Origin of the sequence: Pseudomarimonas salicorniae, assembly GCF_023156535.1 — a bacterium.
In the GTDB taxonomy this organism is placed as follows: Bacteria; Pseudomonadota; Gammaproteobacteria; order Xanthomonadales; family Xanthomonadaceae; genus Pseudomarimonas; species Pseudomarimonas salicorniae.
On sequence record NZ_JALNMH010000013.1, the window covers coordinates 16,095 to 33,809 of the forward strand.

At 69.1% G+C, this 17,715-nt stretch carries 10 protein-coding genes; 1 reads left to right on the forward strand and 9 read right to left on the reverse strand.

Annotated elements, in window-relative coordinates:
• The first annotated feature begins 33 nt into the window (after positions 1 to 33).
• On the forward strand, positions 34 to 981 hold the full coding sequence (locus M0G41_RS15095; protein ID WP_248210719.1) for a diguanylate cyclase: 948 nt from the start codon (positions 34 to 36) through the stop codon (positions 979 to 981).
• A gap of 502 nt (positions 982 to 1,483) precedes the next feature.
• Here M0G41_RS15095 and M0G41_RS15100 read toward each other — a convergent pair.
• From M0G41_RS15100 to gltB, 9 genes are all read right to left on the reverse strand, one after another.
• The gene (locus tag M0G41_RS15100; protein ID WP_248210720.1) at positions 1,484 to 1,990 is read right to left on the reverse strand and encodes a DUF1993 domain-containing protein; all 507 of its coding nucleotides are present in this window, start codon (positions 1,988 to 1,990) and stop codon (positions 1,484 to 1,486) included.
• Between the two features lie 24 nt (positions 1,991 to 2,014).
• Positions 2,015 to 3,481, reverse strand: coding sequence for an efflux transporter outer membrane subunit (locus M0G41_RS15105; RefSeq protein WP_248210721.1), 1,467 nt, complete (start codon positions 3,479 to 3,481; stop codon positions 2,015 to 2,017).
• A gap of 133 nt (positions 3,482 to 3,614) precedes the next feature.
• A complete protein-coding gene (locus tag M0G41_RS15110; protein ID WP_248210723.1) occupies positions 3,615 to 6,848 on the reverse strand; it encodes an efflux RND transporter permease subunit in 3,234 nt (1,077 codons plus the stop codon).
• 6 nt (positions 6,849 to 6,854) lie between these two features.
• Positions 6,855 to 8,057, reverse strand: coding sequence for an efflux RND transporter periplasmic adaptor subunit (locus M0G41_RS15115; protein WP_248210725.1), 1,203 nt, complete (start codon positions 8,055 to 8,057; stop codon positions 6,855 to 6,857).
• 14 nt (positions 8,058 to 8,071) lie between these two features.
• Positions 8,072 to 8,668, reverse strand: a complete 597-nt coding sequence (locus tag M0G41_RS15120) for a TetR/AcrR family transcriptional regulator (protein ID WP_248210726.1) — start codon at positions 8,666 to 8,668, stop codon at positions 8,072 to 8,074.
• 103 nt (positions 8,669 to 8,771) lie between these two features.
• Positions 8,772 to 9,563 (reverse strand): metallophosphoesterase family protein, encoded by a 792-nt coding sequence (locus tag M0G41_RS15125; RefSeq protein ID WP_248210727.1) that lies wholly within the window; start codon positions 9,561 to 9,563, stop codon positions 8,772 to 8,774.
• Positions 9,560 to 10,531: a diacylglycerol/lipid kinase family protein gene (locus M0G41_RS15130; protein WP_248210728.1), complete on the reverse strand. Its 972-nt coding sequence runs from the start codon at positions 10,529 to 10,531 to the stop codon at positions 9,560 to 9,562. Before M0G41_RS15130 ends, M0G41_RS15125 begins: the two co-directional genes overlap by 4 nt.
• Before the next feature lie 554 nt (positions 10,532 to 11,085).
• Positions 11,086 to 12,525: an FAD-dependent oxidoreductase gene (locus M0G41_RS15135; RefSeq protein WP_248210729.1), complete on the reverse strand. Its 1,440-nt coding sequence runs from the start codon at positions 12,523 to 12,525 to the stop codon at positions 11,086 to 11,088.
• Entirely contained in the window at positions 12,522 to 16,988 is a 4,467-nt protein-coding gene (gene gltB / locus M0G41_RS15140; RefSeq protein ID WP_248210730.1) for a glutamate synthase large subunit, read from the reverse strand. Before gltB ends, M0G41_RS15135 begins: the two co-directional genes overlap by 4 nt.
• Positions 16,989 to 17,715: the final 727 nt, after the last annotated feature.

The window sequence follows — 17,715 nt, forward strand, 5'->3', positions numbered from 1 at the left end:
GGTCTCCACGCCCCGGCGGCATTCCGAAGGCTCATGACCGACACGCAGTTCCCCCGAGCGACGCGCCGCCCCCTGATCCTCGTCGTCGACGACGATCCGACCCTGAGCCAGTTCGTCGAGGTCGTGCTGAAAGCCGAAGGCAGCGTGCGCAGCGTATCCAGTGGCGAGGCGGCCCTCGAGCTCTGCAGTGAACTGCACCCCGACCTGATCCTGCTGGATTTCGAGCTGCCGGGGCTCGGCGGCCTGGAGGTCTGCCAGCAGCTCAAGACCCACGACGCTACCCGATCCATCCCGGTCGTGTTCATCACCGCGCACCATACCCCCGAGGTCGAGGACCGCTGCTGGGAGGCGGGGGCGGTGGACTTCGTGGTGAAGCCCCTGCATGCCCGGACGCTCGCCAACCGGGTCAAGGCACACCTCACGCTGAAGGCCCAGGCCGATCTTCTGCGCGAGCTGGCCTTCAAGGATGCCCTGACCGGAATCGCCAACCGCCGCTACTTCCACGAGCGGATCGAGGCCGAGGTCGGCCGCGCGCGGCGCCTGGGAACCCCGCTGTCCATGCTGCTGGTCGATGTCGACCACTTCAAGGCCTTCAATGACCTCTACGGTCACGCCGCCGGCGACGCCTGCCTGGTCCAGGTAGCCGCCGCGCTGCGCAGCGCCATCCATCGCCCTACCGATATCGTTGCCCGGATCGGCGGCGAGGAGTTCGGCTGCCTGCTCCCGGATACCGCACTGGGCAATGCCTGCACGGTGGCCGAGCGCTTGCGCGAGGCGGTCGCGAGTCTCGGCCTTCCGCACGAGGGTTCGGCAACCGCCGACCGGGTGACCATCAGCGTGGGGGTGGCGGAGATCGATCTCGGCGGGGGGCAGGGCATCCGCGGCTGGCTGGCCGACGCCGACGCCCGCCTCTACCGGGCCAAGCACCTCGGACGCGACCAGGTCTGCGCCACGCTCGAGCCCGCCACCGGTAACGGCTGAACCCCGGAGGCGAGCGGTCGTGTACCGCGCCGCCATCGTAGGCAAGCCCGGTGGGCTTCGTTGGGGGCGACGGCGATGCCCGGTCTGGGCGCGAAGTTCGCATTCGCCCCGGTCCCGCTGTAGGAGCCAGCTTGCTGGCGATAGGCGCCCCGGATGTGACGATCGCCAGCAAGCTGGCTCCTACACACGCAACGGCGTTGCCAGGTCCGGTTGGCGCCGCAAAGCAGGCCCTGCCGTAGTCAAACTGTGGGAGTGCCCTTGGGCGCGACCGTGGAGGCGCGCTCTGGCCTCGGTCTGTGGTGAATCCGAAACGCCGCGGTCGCGCCCAAGGGCACTCCCACAGTCGGGCACCCTTGGGGGTCGGCGAAGGCCTATAGGGTGTGCCTTGGCGCACCGATGCGGGCGTTCGGACGGTACGCCCGGTGCGGCAAGCCGCACCCTATGAATGTCTTCTTTGCGCCCGAACCGGTCATTCCCCCGCGTTGCGGGCGCCGGCGGGGCCTCAGCCGAGCGCGAGGAAATCGCGCTTTCCCAGCGGCACGCCCTGCTGGCGGAGCAGGGCGTAGGCCATGCTGCAGTGGAAGTAGAAGTTGGGCAGCGCCCAGCGGTTGACGTAGTCGGCACCGGCGAAGCGCAGCTCGCGGCCCTGCACGCTGAGCACGATCTCGCGCTCGGCGGCGCCGTCGATGTCCTCGCGGGGCAGGGTGTCGAGGAAGGACAGCACCCGGGCGATGCGCGCGCGCAGCGCTGCGATCTGCGTTTCATCGTCGGCGTGCTTCGGGATATCGAGCCCGGCCAGCCTGGCGCCTGCGCCCTTGGCGAGATCGCAGGCGATCTGCACCTGTCGGGTCAGGTCGAACATGTCCGGGGCCAGCCGGCCGGAGAGCAGGCGATCAGGCTCGAAGCCGCGCGTGGCGGCGTACTCCACCGCGCGCTGCAGCTCCTTGTCGAGTCCGCCCAGCATGCGGCGAAAGGTGTTCACCGTTGTTTCGTAGATCGACAGGGACATGCGGAGTCCTTTGCTGTGGGTGGGTCAGGGTGTGGCGGCACCGGCGGTGGCCGGGTTGGCATCCGGTTTGCCGGCGGCGATCGCGAAGTCGCCGGCCAAAGCCTTGTAGACCGCGGCCAGGGCCGTGGCCTGGTCGATCCGCGCCTGCAGGGCCTGCGATTCCAGGTCGAGCAGGGTACGCTCGGCATCGAGCACCTCGAGAAAGCCTGAGGCGCCGTTGTCGAAGCGCAGGCGCGCCAGATTCTCGGCATCGGCTGCGGCAAGCCGGGCGGCTTCCAGCTCGGCTGCGCTGCGGTTGGCGGCGCGCAGCCGGGCGAGGGCGTTCTCGGTGTCCTCAAGCGCGCGCAGTACGCTCTCGCGATAGGCGGCCTCGGCGCCCGCGGCGCGGGCCTCGGCGGCCCTGACCTGCTGCCTGACCCGCCCGAAATCGAGGAAGCGCCAGGACAGCTGCGGGCCGAAGCTCCAGCGCTGTGCGCCGCTGTCACCCAGGCGCCCGAAGGAGGTCGCCGTCCAGCCGAAATCGCCGAGCAGGGTGAGGATCGGGAAGTACTGGGCGGTCTCGTAGCCGATGTCCGAGTACGCGGCGGCAATCCGCCGTTCGGCGGCGCGGATGTCCGGGCGGCGCTGCAGCCAGTCCTTCGGCGAGCCGACGGTCTGCAGCACCGGCAGCGCCGGCAGGTCTGCGGAGTCACCGGTCAGCCGGCGCAGGTCCTCGATCGACAGGGCGGTGAGCACGGCCAGACGCTGCTCGTGTCGGACCACCTCGGCCTCGGCCTGCGGCAGCCGGGCGCCGACGATGCCGCGCTGAGCCTCGGCGCGGCTGAGGTCGAGGCGGTTGCCGCGCCCGGCGTCGAACAGCTGACGGAGCAGGTTGACGTTGCCTTCCTGGTTGCGCAGCTGCTGCCGGCGCAGGGCCAGCTGCTGGCGGGCGCCGCGCAGCGCGAACCAGGTCTGCGCGGTCTCGGCGACGATGCTCAGCTGGACGTCGGCGAGGGCGGCGGCATCGGCATCCACGCGCTGGTAGATCGCATTGCTCTGGTTGCGCAGGCTGCCGAACAGGTCGATCTCCCAGGCGGCGTCGAAGCCGGCGCGGTAGGTGTCCGTGCGCTGGGCGGCGTCCGGCGGAATGAACGGATCCCGCCCGCTGGGCTGGTTGCGCTCCGCCCCGGCCGAGGCGGTGACGGTAGGGAACAGGCTGTAGACGGTCAGACCGGACAGCGCCCGGGTTTCGGCGAGGCGCGCCGCAGCCTGGGCGATCGAGGTGTTCGTCTCCAGCGCGCGATGGATCAGCCGGTTCAGGGCTTCGTCGCCGAGGCTGGACCAGAGCAGGCTCTCGGGGGTCTGCGCCGCCGCCGGGGCCTGGTCGAAGGTTTCCGGCACGGGCATCTCCGGGCGCACGTAGTCAGGGCCGACGGTGCAGGCCGCCAGCGAGAGGGCGGCGATCAGCGCCAGGCCCGTGTTGCGTGCGGTGTAGAGCAGGTTCGCCGGCATGCGCGTCGCCGCGGCCGGCTCGAACGCTGACGTGTCGGCCGCGACCCGTATCGCCCCTGCCGAGTCCCGGGTCCCGAGTCCCGAGTCCCGGCTCCAAGCAGTCCCGGGTCCCAAGTCCAGGTCGTTGAGATGCTTATCCATGCGACACCTCCGCCGCGCGGGCGGCCTGACGCTGTTCGCGGGCCACCACCCACTTGCGGATGGCGACGTAGAACACCGGGGTGAAAAACAGACCGAAGAAGGTCACGCCGAGCATCCCGCAGAACACGGTCACGCCCATCACGTAGCGCACCTCGGCACCGGCACCGGAGGCGATGATCAGCGGCACCACGCCGGCGCAGAAGGCGAAGCTGGTCATCAGGATCGGGCGCAGGCGCAGTCGGCAGGCCTCGATCGCCGCCTCGACGATGCCGCGGCCCTGTTCCTCCAGGTCACGCGCAAACTCCACGATAAGGATGGCGTTCTTGCAGGCCAGGCCCATCAGGACCACAAGGCCGATCTGGGTGAAGATGTTGTTGTCGAGGAAGGTCGGCGGCCCGGTCGGCGGGAACAGCGCCAGCGACAGCCCGTGGACGGTGTTGATCAGCCAGATGCCACCGATCGCCGAGAGCAGGCAGAGCGGCACGATCAGGATCACCGCCAGCGGCAGCGACCAGCTCTCGTAGAGCGCGGCCAGCACCAGGTAGACCAGCAGCACGCAGAGCGGGAAGACCAGCAGGGCGGTGCTGCCCTGTCTGACCTGCTGGTAGGTGAGCCCGGTCCACTCCAGCCCCATGCCGCGCTGCAATGCGGCGCCTGCGATCTCGCGCACCTGCTCCAGTGCCTGGCTGGAAGACAGCACGGCCGGATTGATGCCGGCGGCGACATCGGCCGCCGGGTAGGCGTTGTAGCGGATCACCGGATCCGGGCCGAAGCTCGGGGTGACCTCGACCACGCTGCCCAGAGGCACCATGTCACCACGATCGTTGCGCACCCTGAGGTTGCCGATATCGGCAACGTCGCGGCGGAAGGCGGCATCGGCCTGGGCATACACCGAGTAGGTACGGCCGAACAGGTTGAAATCGTTGACGTAGGCCGAGCCCAGGTAAACCTGCAGGGTCTCGAAGATCGCGGTCAGCGACAGGCCCTGCTGCTTGGCCTTGGTGCGGTCGACATGGGCGTCGAGCTGGGGCACGTTGGGCTGGTACGAGCTGAAGGTGCCGGTCGGGTCGAACCCGGGCGTGCCGCGCAGGGCGCCCACCAGGGCCTGGGTCTGCTCGTTGAGCTCGCCATAGCCGACGCCGGCGCGGTCCTGCACGTACATCTCGAGGCCGGTGGCATTGCCAAGGCCGAGCACGGGCGGCGGCATCAGGGCAAAGGCCAGTCCTTCCTGTATCTGGCTGAACTGCATGTTCAGCTGCATCGCGATGTCGGCGGCCTCGATGTCGCGCTCGCCCTGCGGTGTGATGCCGACGAACATGGTGCCGATGTTCGGGGTGTTGACGAAGTGGATGGCGTTGAGCCCGGGGAACTGCACCGCGCTGGCGACGCCGGGCGTGTTGCGTGCGATGTCGCCCATCCTGCGCATCACGGCTTCGGTGCGGTCGATGGTCGCGCCTTCGGGCAGCTGGGCGATGGCGAACAGGTACTGCTTGTCCTGGGTCGGGATGAATCCGCCGGGCACGGCGCGGAAGCCGATCACCGTGACCGCGATCAGCAGGCCGTAGATCAGCAGCATGCGCGGGGCGCGGCCGATGGTCCGGCCGATGCCGTTCGAGTAGCGGTCCGAGCTGCGCTTGAACACCCGGTTGAAGCGGGAGAAGAAACCGCCGAAGACGCGCTCGATGCCGCGGCCCAGCGCGTCCTTCTTCGCGCCATGCGGCTGGAGCAGGACGGCGGAGAGTGCCGGCGAAAGGGTCAGGGAGTTGAAGGCGGAGATCAGCACCGAGACCGCGATGGTCACCGCGAACTGCTGGTAGAACTGGCCGGTCACGCCGGGAATGAAGGCCATCGGCACGAACACCGCGGCCAGCACCAGGGAGATCGCCACGATCGGCCCGGAGACCTCCTCCATCGCCTTGTGGGCGGCTGCCAGCGGTTTCAGCCCGTTCTCGATGTGGCGCTCGACGTTCTCGACGACGACGATGGCGTCGTCGACGACGATGCCGATCGCCAGCACCAGGCCGAAGAGTGTCAGCACATTGATCGAGAAGCCGAGCATCCACAGCACGGCAAACGTGCCGATGATCGACACCGGCACGGCGAGCAGTGGGATCAGCGAGGCGCGCCAGGTCTGCAGGAAGACCACCACCACGATCACCACCAGGGCGATCGCTTCGAGCAGGGTCATGATTACCGCGTCGATCGACTGGCGGACGAAGACCGTCGGGTCGTACATCACCGACCACTCGACATCGGCCGGGAAGCTGGGGGCCAGCTCGGCCATCTTGGCGCGTACCGCGTCGGACAGGGCGATCGAGTTGGCGCCGGGCGCCTCGAAGATCACGATCGCGGCCGCGTCCTCGTTGTTGAGCAGGGAGCGCAGCGCGTAGGAGTTCGAGCCCAGCTCGATGCGCGCCACGTCGCGAAGCCGGGTCAGCGCGCCGGCGTCGGTCTTGAGCACGATCTCGCCAAAGGCCTCGGGCGAGTCGAGCCGGCCCTGGGCATTCACCGCCAGCTGCAGCACGGTGCCGTCGGCGCTCGGCGGACCGCCGATGCTGCCGGCCGAGACCTGCACGTTCTGCTCGCGGATCGCGGCCACGATGTCGCCCGCGGTCAGCCCGCGCGAGGCGGTCTGCTCGGGGTCGATCCATACCCGCATGGCGTAGTTGCCGGCACCGAAGGCGATGGCCTGGCCGACGCCTTGAAGACGGGCCAGCTCGTCGCGGACCCGAAGGTTGGCGAAGTTCGACAGGTACAGCCCGTCGTAGCTGCCCTTGGGCGAGGACAGATGGACCACCATGGTCAGGTTGGGTGAGGACTTTGCCGTGGTCACGCCCAGCGCGCGCACCTGCTCGGGCAGGCGCGGCAGGGCCTGGGCGACGCGGTTCTGCACCTGCACCGCGGCGAGGTCGATATCGGTGCCGCCCTGGAAGGTGACGGTGAGCAGCATGACGCCGTCCGACCCGGAGGTGGACTTCATGTAGATCATGCCCTCGACGCCGTTGATGGCCTCCTCGAGCGGCGCAGCGACGGTTTCGGCGATGGTGGTCGGGTTGGCGCCGGGGTAGGTGGCCGTCACCTGCACCGAGGGCGGGACCACGTCCGGATACTCGCTGATCGGCAGGTTGGGGATCGCGAGCAGACCGGCCACCAGGACCAGGATGGAAAGCACCGAGGCGAGGATCGGGCGGTCGATGAAGACCTTGGAGATATCGGCGTGGGCCATGTTCGATCAGCCTTCGCTTGCGGCCATCGGCGCGGCAGCGGCCGGCATCCGGTTGGGCTCGGTCATCGGCACCGGCACCGGCGAGACCGGCTGACCGGGGAAGAAGATCTTGCGCGTGCCGTTCACCACCACCTGGTCGCCCGGTGAAAGTCCCTGTTCGACCACGCGCAGGCCGTCGACGGTCGGGCCGAGCTTGAGGTCACGGCGCTCGGCGGCGTTGTTCTCGCCGATCACGTAGACGTAGCGGCGATCCTGGTCGGTGAGCAGGGCCTGCTCGTGGATCAGCAGGGCGTCGGCGCGGGTGGCGCCGAGCAGGCGGACGCGGGCGAACAGGCCGGGGGTGAATACGCCATCCGGATTGGCCAGGCGGGCCCGGGCCAGGATCGTTCCGGTAGCGGGGTTCACGGCGTTGTCGATGAAGACGATCTCGCCGCGGTGCGGGAAGCCCTGCTCGCTGGACAGTCCGACCTCGACCGGCACCTTCGACTCACGCGGGCTGGTCCAGCTGCCGGCGCGGATCATCTGCTGGTAGCGCAGGTAGGCATGTTCGTCGCCCTCGAAGGCGACGTAGACCGGGTCCAGCGAAACCAGGGTGGTCAGCAGGGTCTGGTCGGGGGCGACCAGATTCCCTGGCTTGACCAGGGCGGCGCCGACGCGACCGCTGATCGGCGCGCGGATGTCGGCGTAGCCCAGGGTCAGTTCGGCCTGCTGCAGGCGGGCCCGCGCGGCGAGCACATCGGCCTCGGCCTGCTTGCGCTCGGCCTGCCGGGACTCCAGCTCGCCCTGCGAGACGGCGCGCGCTTCGACCAGGGTCCGGCTGCGCGCCAGCTCGGTCTCGGCCAGTGCCACCCGGGCCTCGGCCCGGGCCAGATCGGCGCGTGCGCTGGCCGCCGCCGCGCGGTACTCGCGATCATCGATTGAGAACAGGCGGTCACCCTTGGCCACCGTCATGCCTTCCTCGAAGTGCACCGCAGCCAGATAGCCGCCGACCCGGGGACGGATCTCCACGCTGTCCACCGCCTCGATGCGGCCGCTGTACTCGTCCCACTCGGTCACCGACTTCTGAACCGGCGCGGCGACATTGACCTGCGGCGGCGGGAACTCGGGCGGGCCGCCGCCATCGCCGCCACAGGCGCTGAGCAGGGCCGCAGCGAGCGCGACCAGAATGCCCGCGGCGAGGCGGGGACGGCGGGTTGGATGGCGTTTCATGCTGAAACCTCGTGTTATTTCCGTTTCTTGTCTTGTTCTGTGTCCGGCTCCGGGTCGCCCGCCGCGGGCACCCACTCGCGGGCCAGCTGCTCCAACAGCCCGGTAAACCGTCGACGCACCTCGGGCGGCATCGACTGGAACTGGAAGATCTCGTCCCAGAACAGGCCGACCGCGGCCAGGCGCAGCACATGGGCGCGCAGTTCAGTGTCGTTCCAGTCCGAGCCCAGGTAGCGCTGGCGGATCTCCTCGCGGCATCCATCCAGCAGGTCGGGCTGGTGCACGGCAGCGCTCAGCATCCCGGCCACGAAGCGGCGACGGCTCTCGTCTTCGCTGGTATGCGAGCGGATGAAGCCGATCAGCTCACACTGCTTCGGGCAGGGCAGGTTACTCGGCGTGCAGGCCGCTTCGCTTTCCTTCCATTGCTGCATGTCGTGCTCGAGCAGCCCCTGCAGCAGGGCATCCTTGGTCGGGAAGTGGTAGGTGATCCCGCCGCGGGTCACGCCGCTGACCCGGGACAGTTCCTCGAAGGTGAGTGCGCCCGCACCGTCGCGCTCGACGATGTCGCGGGCGGCAGCGAGGATCAGGGCCTTGGCACGGGGGAGTCTGGGCATGGGTGGCGATTCTATACAGAACGTTCTGTATAGAAATAGGCCGGAAGTCCTGCCCGGCGGACGATCGTTCAGATTGCACGGCTTTCGGCCTGGGGCGAACAGCTCAGTCGAACTGCAGCCGGGTGGTCTCGATCGGGTGGAAGCCGTCGTCGCCGGCGAGATAGTCCCAGCGCTGCAGCTCGGCGCCGGCCCGGGGCCGGCTGGGGTCCCATCGCAGCAGGTTGCAGGACTGGGGCACGCCGTCGCGCACCCGGGAGGACGTGGCGGTGCCGGCATTCACCGCCCACACCGGGCGATCCCCGGCGATGCGGCGAACGAAGGGCCAGTGGATGTGTCCGGCCAGCAGCAGGTCGGCCCCGGCATCGCGCCAGCGGGACAGGGCCAGGTCGGCGCCATGGCAGCGGTTGTGGCGGTCGCGCTCGCGGTCGACCCAGACCGGCTGATGGGTGACGACCAGGCGTAGCACACCGGAGGGCGCTTCGCGCAGGGCGCGGGACACCTCGGCAATCTGCCGACGGGAAAGCTCACCGTCGATGTGCCGCCGCCGGCGGGTCGACTTGACCCGGATGAGGCGCAGGCCGGGCAGGTCGAGCAGCCCGTGCGTCGAGGCCTCTCCCAGCTCCTGTCGATAGCGGGCATAGGGGCGCAGCATGCGGGTGACCAGGTCCAACAGAGGGATGTCGTGGTTGCCGGGAATCACCGACCAGGGCAGCCTCAGCCGGTCGAGGAAGGCGCGTGCCGTGCGGAACTGGGCGCGCGTCGCGCGCTGGGTGATGTCACCCGATAGCAGCACCACCTCCGGCGCCTCGCGCAGGACCATCCGCTCCAGCGCCGCGACCACGGCCGGCACTTCGGTGCCGAAGTGGGTGTCCGACAGGTGCAGCAGGGACTTCATCGGTCGAGCTTCTCCGCACATTGCCGCGGCAGGAGCATACGCAGCGGGCGCGGCGACACGCGGAAATGCAGGGGCGCCGCCATGCGCAGGATCTCGCCATCGATGCCGACACGCAGCGAGCGGCGTCGGCGCGAGACCGGATCGATCACCAGCTCGTGAAAGCCGAAGGCGACGCCGTTCTCGCTGTTCTCCCAGCGCCCGGCAAGTCCGCGCAGGGCCAGTCGCAGCAGATCGGCGAGCGGCTGCGGCGGTAGTTTGATGCCGACCAGCAGGCCCTGCGCCAGACAATCGGCGTTGGGCAGTCCGAGCTGGGCCAGCTGCAGGCGGTTGTTGCCTGCGATGAAGGTCAGCACGTCCTCGACCCGCGCCCCGTCCCGGTCGACCAGGCGCAGGCCCAGTCGTGGGTGCCAGCGAAACAGGGTGTTCAAGCCGGCCCAGAGGGCGACCCAGCGCGATCGGCCATAGCGACGCTTGAACTGTTCCCGGTCCTGCAGCAGGCGCCGGTACAGGCCGATGCTGGCGTTGACCAGGAAGATCCGTCCGTTGACCTCGCCGACCTGGATGCGCCGCTCGACCACGTCATGCAGGTCCACCGCGGCATCGGCCAGGTCCTCGGACAGTCCGAGGTTGCGGCCGAAGAAGTTGAAGGTGCCCTGGGGCAGGGCGGCAAACGGCAGGTCCAACTCGTGTGCGCGCGCCGCGACGGCGTTGAGCGTCCCGTCGCCGCCCGCCCCGACCAGCACGCCATCTTCGTCCAGTGCCAGGCGACCCTGCTGATCGATGGCCTCTGCCAGCTGGCGTCCACCGCGCACCGGCAGCACGCGGCAGGAGTGTCCGCGTTCACCCAGCATGGTCTCGATCAGCTGCTGCCGCCGCCGCGCCGCATGCCGGCCCGAGCCCGCATTCATCACCACGAACCAACGGCGCGGCGGCGAAGGAGAAGAACCGGTGGACTCGACGCTGGACATGGAGCCTTCTGGCAGGGTGGACGCCTCGGACGGCCGCAACACGCAGGGACCTCGAATCAGCGCGGCCCACACGGCGGGGCCGTTCGGATCAAGAGTATTCCATCCGATCCTTTACCGGATCTGGCTGAACGGTCGGCAGCGGCAACGTGAACACTGGGCGCGAAGCAGACATTCCACAACACCCGAATGTAGGAGCCAGCTTGCTGGCGATCGTCGCTTCCGGGGCGCCTATCGCCAGCAAGCTGGCTCCTACGCGCAAGGGCGCTGCCAAGTCCGGTTTGCGCCGCAAAGCAGACCTTGCCGCAGTCAAATTGTGGGAGTGCCCTTGGGCGCGACCGCAGCGCTACGCATTCACCGAGGACCGCGGCCAGAGCGGATTTCCGCGGTCGCGCCCAAGGGCACTTCCACAGTCGGGCTTCGTTGGGCAACAGCGAGCCCCATAGGGTGTGCATTGGGCGCACCGATACGGGCGTTCGGACGGTACGCCCGGTGCGGCCAGCCGCACCCTATGAATGTCTTCTTTGCGCCCCAAGCTGTCGCCCAAGCCTGACGGCTCAGGCGGCGGGCCGCTGGGCTTCCTGGCGGGGGAGCTGGGCGAGCTGGCGGGCGATGGCGAGGCCGGCCTCGCGGCCGTCGTGGACGGCGGTGACGACCAGGTCGGCACCGCGGACGTTATCGCCGCCGGCGAAGATCTGTGGATGGCTGGTGCGGTAGGGCGCCTCGGCGCCGACCTTGATCCGGCCGTCGGATTCCAGCGCAACGCCATGTTCAGAGAGCCAGTCGGCCGGGCTGGGTCGGAAACCGAAGGCCTGGATGACCACGTCGGCGGCCAGGCGCTGCTCGCTGCCCGGGATGGGTTCCGGGCGGCGACGACCGTTGGCATCGGCCTCGCCGAGGCGGGTCTCGATCAGTCGCAGGGCGCTGACCTGTCCCGCGCTGCCTTCGATGGCCAGCGGCTGGCGATTGAACAGGAACTCGACGCCCTCTTCGCGGGCGTTCTTCACTTCGCGGCGGGAGCCCGGCATGTTGGCCTCGTCGCGGCGGTAGGCGCAGATGACGCTGGCCGCGCCCAGGCGCACCGAAGTGCGCACGCAGTCCATGGCGGTGTCGCCGCCGCCCAGCACCACCACCCGCTTTCCCTTGAGGTCGAGCAGGGGATCGTCAGCCGGGCCGGTGCCCAGCAGGCGGCGGGCATTGGCGATCAGGAAGGGCAGGGCGAGGTTCACGCCGGACAACTCCTGGCCAGGCAGGCCGCCGTCCAGCGCGGTGTAGGCGCCGGTGCCGACGAAGACCGCGTCGAAGTCCCGCAGCAGATCCTTGAAGGACACGTCGCGGCCCACCTCGGTCTTGAGGTGGAATCGCACGCCCATCGTCTCCAGCACCTGGCGGCGCGTGGCGATAACTTCCTTCTCCAGCTTGAACGGCGGGATGCCGAAGGTCAGCAGGCCGCCGATCTCCTCGTAGCGGTCGAAGACGTGCGCCTCGATGCCGTGGCGGACCAGCCGGTCCGCGCAGGCGATGCCGGCCGGGCCCGCGCCGATCACCGCGACCCTGCGCCCGGTCGGCTTCACCGCCGACAGGTCCGGCCGCCAGCCGGCGCGGAAGGCCTCGTCGACGATGTACTTCTCGATCGATCCGATGGTCACCGCACCAAACCCGTCATTGAGCGTGCAGTCGCCCTCGCAGAGACGGTCCTGCGGGCAGACGCGGCCGCAGACCTCGGGCAGGGGGTTGGTCTCGTGGGCCAGCGTCGCCGCCTCGAACAGGCGGCCCTCCTGGACCAGCTTGAGCCAGTTCGGGATGTAGTTGTGGACCGGGCACTTCCACTCGCAGTAGGGGTTGCCGCAGTCCAGGCAGCGCGCCGCCTGGTCCGCGGCCGAGGCGGGCTCGAACTGGCCGTAGATCTCCTGCCAGCCCGCCAGGCGCACCTGCACCGGCAGCTCGCGCGGCATCTTCCGCGGCAGGTCGAGGAACTGGAACGGCTTGCTGCTCATGCGGCCCTCCGGAGCGCGTCCATCAGCGAGTTGAGGCTCGCCGCCTTCGGCTTGACCAGCCAGAACTTGCCGACGTAGTCGCGGAACTCTTCCAGCAGCTTGCGGCTCCAGGGCGAGGTGGTCTCCTCGTGGTGCCGCGAGAGCAGCTGCCGCAGGTGCTGGATATGGTGCTCCATGCCTTCGGGCTTCATCCGGGTGATGTCGACCAGTTCATGGTTGTAGCGGTCAACGAAGTCGCGCTCCAGGTCCAGGACGTAGGCGAAACCGCCAGTGAAGCCGGCACCGAAGTTGAGGCCGGTGCGGCCGAGCACGGCGACCACGCCCCCGGTCATGTACTCGCAGCAGTGATCGCCCGAGCCCTCGATCACCGCGGTCGCGCCGCTGTTGCGCACCGCGAAGCGCTCGCCGGCGCGGCCCGCGGCATAGAGTTCGCCGCCGGTGGCGCCATACAGGCAGGCATTGCCCATGATCGCCGACTCGCGAGTGTCGAAGCGGGCGCCGGCCGGGGTGCGGATGACGATGCGTCCGCCGGCCATGCCCTTGCCGACACCATCATTGGCATCGCCCTCGAGATAGAGGTGCAGGCCTCCGGCGTTCCAGACGCCGAAGCTCTGCCCCGCGTGGCCGGTGAAACGTGCGGTGATGGGTGCATCCATCATGCCGAGATTGCCCCAGCGACGGGCGATCTCCCCGGAGACGCGCGCGCCGACCGAGCGATCGTGGTTCTGGATGGCATAGTCGAAGTTGCCGCCTCCACCGTGGGCGATGGCCTCGGCCATGTCCGCCAGCATCCGCGCATTCAGCGCGCCGGCGTCGCGCGGGGGATTGCGCGGATCGATGCAGTGCTGCGGGGTGTCGGTGGCCAGGCTGGCATTGGCCAGAAGCGGCCCGAGGTCCAGCCGCTTCTGTCGCGGCGTAACGCCCGCGCTGACCTCGAGCAGGTCGCTGCGACCAATGATCTCGCTCAGCGAGCGCGCGCCCATCTGCGCCAGCCAGTGGCGGGTCTCCTCGGCGACGAAGCGGAAGAAGTTCATCGCGCGCTCGGGCAGGCCGGTGAAGTGCGCCTCGCGCAGTCGCTCGTCCTGGGTGGCGACGCCTGTGGCGCAGTTGTTCAGATGGCAGATGCGCAGGTACTTGCAGCCCAGCGCGATCATCGGCGCGGTGCCGAAGCCAAAGCTCTCCGCGCCGAGCAGGGCGCCCTTGATCACGTCGAGGCCGGTCTTGAAGCCGCCGTCGACCTGCAGCCGCACCTTCTGCCGCAGTGCGTTCAGGCGCAGGGTCTGGTGCGCCTCGGACAGGCCGAGCTCCCAGGGCGTGCCGGCGTAGCGGATCGAGCTGATCGGGCTGGCACCCGTGCCGCCGTCATTGCCGGAGATGGTGATCAGGTCCGCATAACACTTGGCTACGCCGGCGGCGATGGTGCCGACGCCGGCGTGGCTGACCAGCTTCACCGAGACCAGGGCCTCGGGATTGATCTGCTTGAGGTCGAAGATCAGCTGGGCGAGGTCCTCGATCGAGTAGATGTCGTGGTGCGGCGGCGGGCTGATCAGGCCGATGCCGGGCTTGGCATAGCGCAGCCGGGCGATCAGCGGGTTGACCTTGTGTCCGGGCAGCTGGCCGCCCTCGCCGGGCTTGGCACCCTGGGCGATCTTGATCTGCAGCACCTCGGCATGCATCAGGTATTCGGGGGTGACCCCGAAGCGCCCGGAGGCGACCTGCTTGATCTTCGAACTCTTCTCGGTGCCGTAGCGGACCGGGTCTTCGCCGCCCTCGCCCGAGTTGCTGCGCCCCCCCAGCCGGTTCATGGCGATCGCCAGCGCCTCGTGCGCCTCGGGCGAAAGCGCGCCAAGGCTCATCCCGGCGGAGTCGAAGCGCGGCAGGATGGCCTCGATCGGCTCGACCTCGTCGAGCGGTACCGGCGGTCCGAGCGGCTTGAGGTCCATCAGGTCGCGCAGGGCCGAGGTCGGGCGCTTGTTCACCCCATCGGCGTAGGCCTGCCAGTCGGCCCAGTCGCCGGTCTTCACCGCACGCTGCAGGCCCTGCACCACCTGCGGGTTGTACATGTGGTACTCGCCGCCGTGCATGTACTTGAGCAGGCCGCCCGGGTCCAGCGGGGCGACATGGTCCGAGGCAAGCCGCGCCAGGGTCGCCGCGTCTTCCTGCAGGTCATCGAAGTTGGCGCCGCCGATCCGCGAAGGCGTGTAGCGGAAGCACAGGTCCACCACCTCGTCGGCCAGTCCGACGATCTCGAACAGCTGCGCACCGCGGTAGCTGGAAATGGTGCTGATGCCCATCTTGGAGAGGATCTTCAGCAGGCCCTTCTTGATGCCGCGCCGGTAGCTGCGGCCGAGTTCGCTCTGCTCGCCGTCGTGGCCCTTGATCAGGCCGTTGCGGCCCATGTCGAACAGGGTCTGGTAGGCCAGATACGGGTACACCGCGGTGGCGCCGAAGCCGATCAGGCAGGCGAAGTGGTGCGGGTCACGGGCGGTGGCGGTTTCGATGATCAGGTTGCAGTCGCAGCGCAGGCCGGTATCGACCAGGTGGCGGTGGATGGCGCCGGTGGCGAGCAGGGCATGCACGGCCAGCATGGAATCGGAGGGCGGGTAGCGGTCGGAGACCAGCAAGACCGCACAGCCGTCGCGTACCGCCTGCTCGGCCTGTTGCTGGAGCCGGCGGATCGCGTTCTCCAGGCCTTCCTCGGGACGGAAGTACAGCTCCAGGCGCGCGTGCGCGTGGGCAAGGTCTTCCATCGCAAGGATCTGGCGCAGCTTGCGCTGCGAGAGCACGGGGCCGTTGAGCAGGACCTGGCGGGCGTTCTCGGGGCTGCTCTCGAAGATATTGCGTTCGCGGCCGATCTGGGTCGCGAGCGACATGACCAGGCCTTCGCGCAGCGGGTCGATGGGCGGATTGGTGACCTGGGCGAAGGCCTGGCGGAAGTGGTCGTACAGCGGCCGCACGTGGCTCGACAGGACGGCGGTGGGGATGTCATCACCCATTGATCCGACGGCTTCGGCCTCGGTCTCCGCCAGCACCCTTAGCACCGACTCGCGCTCCTCGCGGGTCAGCTGGAAACGCTTCTGGAAGCGCTTGAGGGTGTCGTCGTCAAAGGGTTCGGCGGCCAGCGCCGGGTCGATCAGGTCGGTGGAGATATAGGACACGCCGGCCTTCAGCCAGCGCTTGAACGGGGCGCGGTCCGCGTTGATCCGGTCGATGGCCCTGGAGTCGAGCACTTCGCCGCGATGGAAGTCCACCGCCATCATCTCGCCCGGCCCCAGCCGGCCCTTGGCCACGATGCGGTCCACCGGACAGTCCCAGACGCCGGTTTCCGAGGCCACGGTGAAGTGGTTGTCGGCCGAGAGCAGCCAGCGCGCCGGACGCAGGCCGTTGCGGTCCAGGGTGCAGCCGGCGTAGCGGCCGTCGCAGAACACGATGCCGGCTGGGCCATCCCAGGGCTCGCTGTGCAGGGCGTAGTACTCGTAAAACGCGGCGAGGTCCGGGTCCAGCTGCTCGAGCGAATGCGCGGCCGGCGGGATCAGGATGCGCAGAGCCTGCAGCATGTCCATGCCGCCGGCGATCATCACCTCCAGCGCGTTGTCCAGGCTCTGTGAGTCCGAACCCTCCAGGCTGACGAGCGGCCCGATGTCGCGCAGGTCCAGCATCGGCGAGCGCCACTTCGTGCCGCGCGCCTGCATCCAGTTGCGGTTGCCCTGGATGGTGTTGATCTCGCCGTTGTGGGCCAGCAGGCGGAAGGGCTGAGCCAGCTTCCACTGCGGTGCGGTGTTGGTCGAGAAGCGCTGGTGGAAGGAGACAGCGCAGGAAGCGAGGTCCTCGCGGGCGAGATCCGGATAGAAGTCCGGCAGGTGCTCGGGCATCACCATGCCCTTGAAGCTCAGGGTCCAGGCCGAGAGCGAGAGGACGTAGAACTCCGCCTCGTCGACCAGTCGCCGCTCGGCCCGGCGGCGGGCCATGAACAGGGCGCGATCGAAGGCCGGGGTATCCATCGAGCCCCCGCCGGACACGAAGAGCTGGGCCACGGCCGGCAGGGTCGCCCGGGCGGTCTCGCCGCAGATCTCGGGGCGGGTCGGCAGGGTGCGCCAGCCCACCACGCGCACCTCGACGCGGTTGAGCTCTTCTTCCAGCACGCGCCGGCAGTGCAGGGCGCGCTGCTCGTCGCGGGGCAGGAACAGGTTGCCGGCCGTGAACACGGTGCCGAGCCGCCACTTCGACTTGTCGGCGACGGCGCGCAGGTAGGCTTCCGGGCGATGGATCAGCAGGCCGCAGCCGTCGCCGGTGATGCCGTCTGCGGCCACCGCGCCACGATGGTTCATGCGGGCAAGCGCGGATACGGCGGTCTCGACCAGCCAGCGGCTGGGCTTGGAGTCGATCTGTGCGATCAGCCCGAAACCGCAGCTGTCGTGTTCGAATCGCGGGTCGTAGAGACTCCGCGTCTGTTGCTTCGCCATGCGTCCTCCGGGTCCTCCCAAGGGCGCACCGCGACTCCAACCTGCCCACGTGCCGCCTTCGCCCTCAGGGCGGGGACACGCAGTCGCGGCGCCTGGCCGCTTCCTTCCCGTCTGGCTGCCCCTTGGGCACCGGCGATGTCCCTGTCGTCGGTGGCGCGTCGAACACCGTCAGGTGCCCGCTCGCGGTTCACCTGGGATGGCGTGCTGGAGGGGTGCGACTCCGACTAGAACACAAATGGTGCGATGCCGCAATGCGGGGGCGTATTGCGCGGTCAATGGTTGCGCGTGTGACTATAAAGCACCTTTTCGCTCAATGACTTGGCGCTGACAGCAGAGGCGGTCGGGCGCACCGTTGCGGCGCGAATGCCGACTTGGGGCTGGACTGCGGGCGGCAATGCCGCCGAAGCCCCCGCGGTCAGCCGATCAACCTGGGGGAGAGGGCCGCGTGGCCAAGGGCCCGCCTGGGCGCGAAGCAGACCTTCCGCAAAAACCGAATGTAGGAGCCAGCTTGCTGGCGATAGGCGCCCCGGAAGGCACGATCGCCAGCGAGCCGGCTCATGCAACGGCGCTGCAAGGTCCGCTTTGCGCCGCAAAGCAGCCCTTGCAGCAGTCGATCTGTTGGAGCGTCCTTGGGCGCGACCGCAGCGCTACGGATTCACCGCAGACCGCGGCCAGAGCGGATTTCCGCGGTCGCGCCCAAGGGCGCTCCCACAGTCGGACTTCGTTG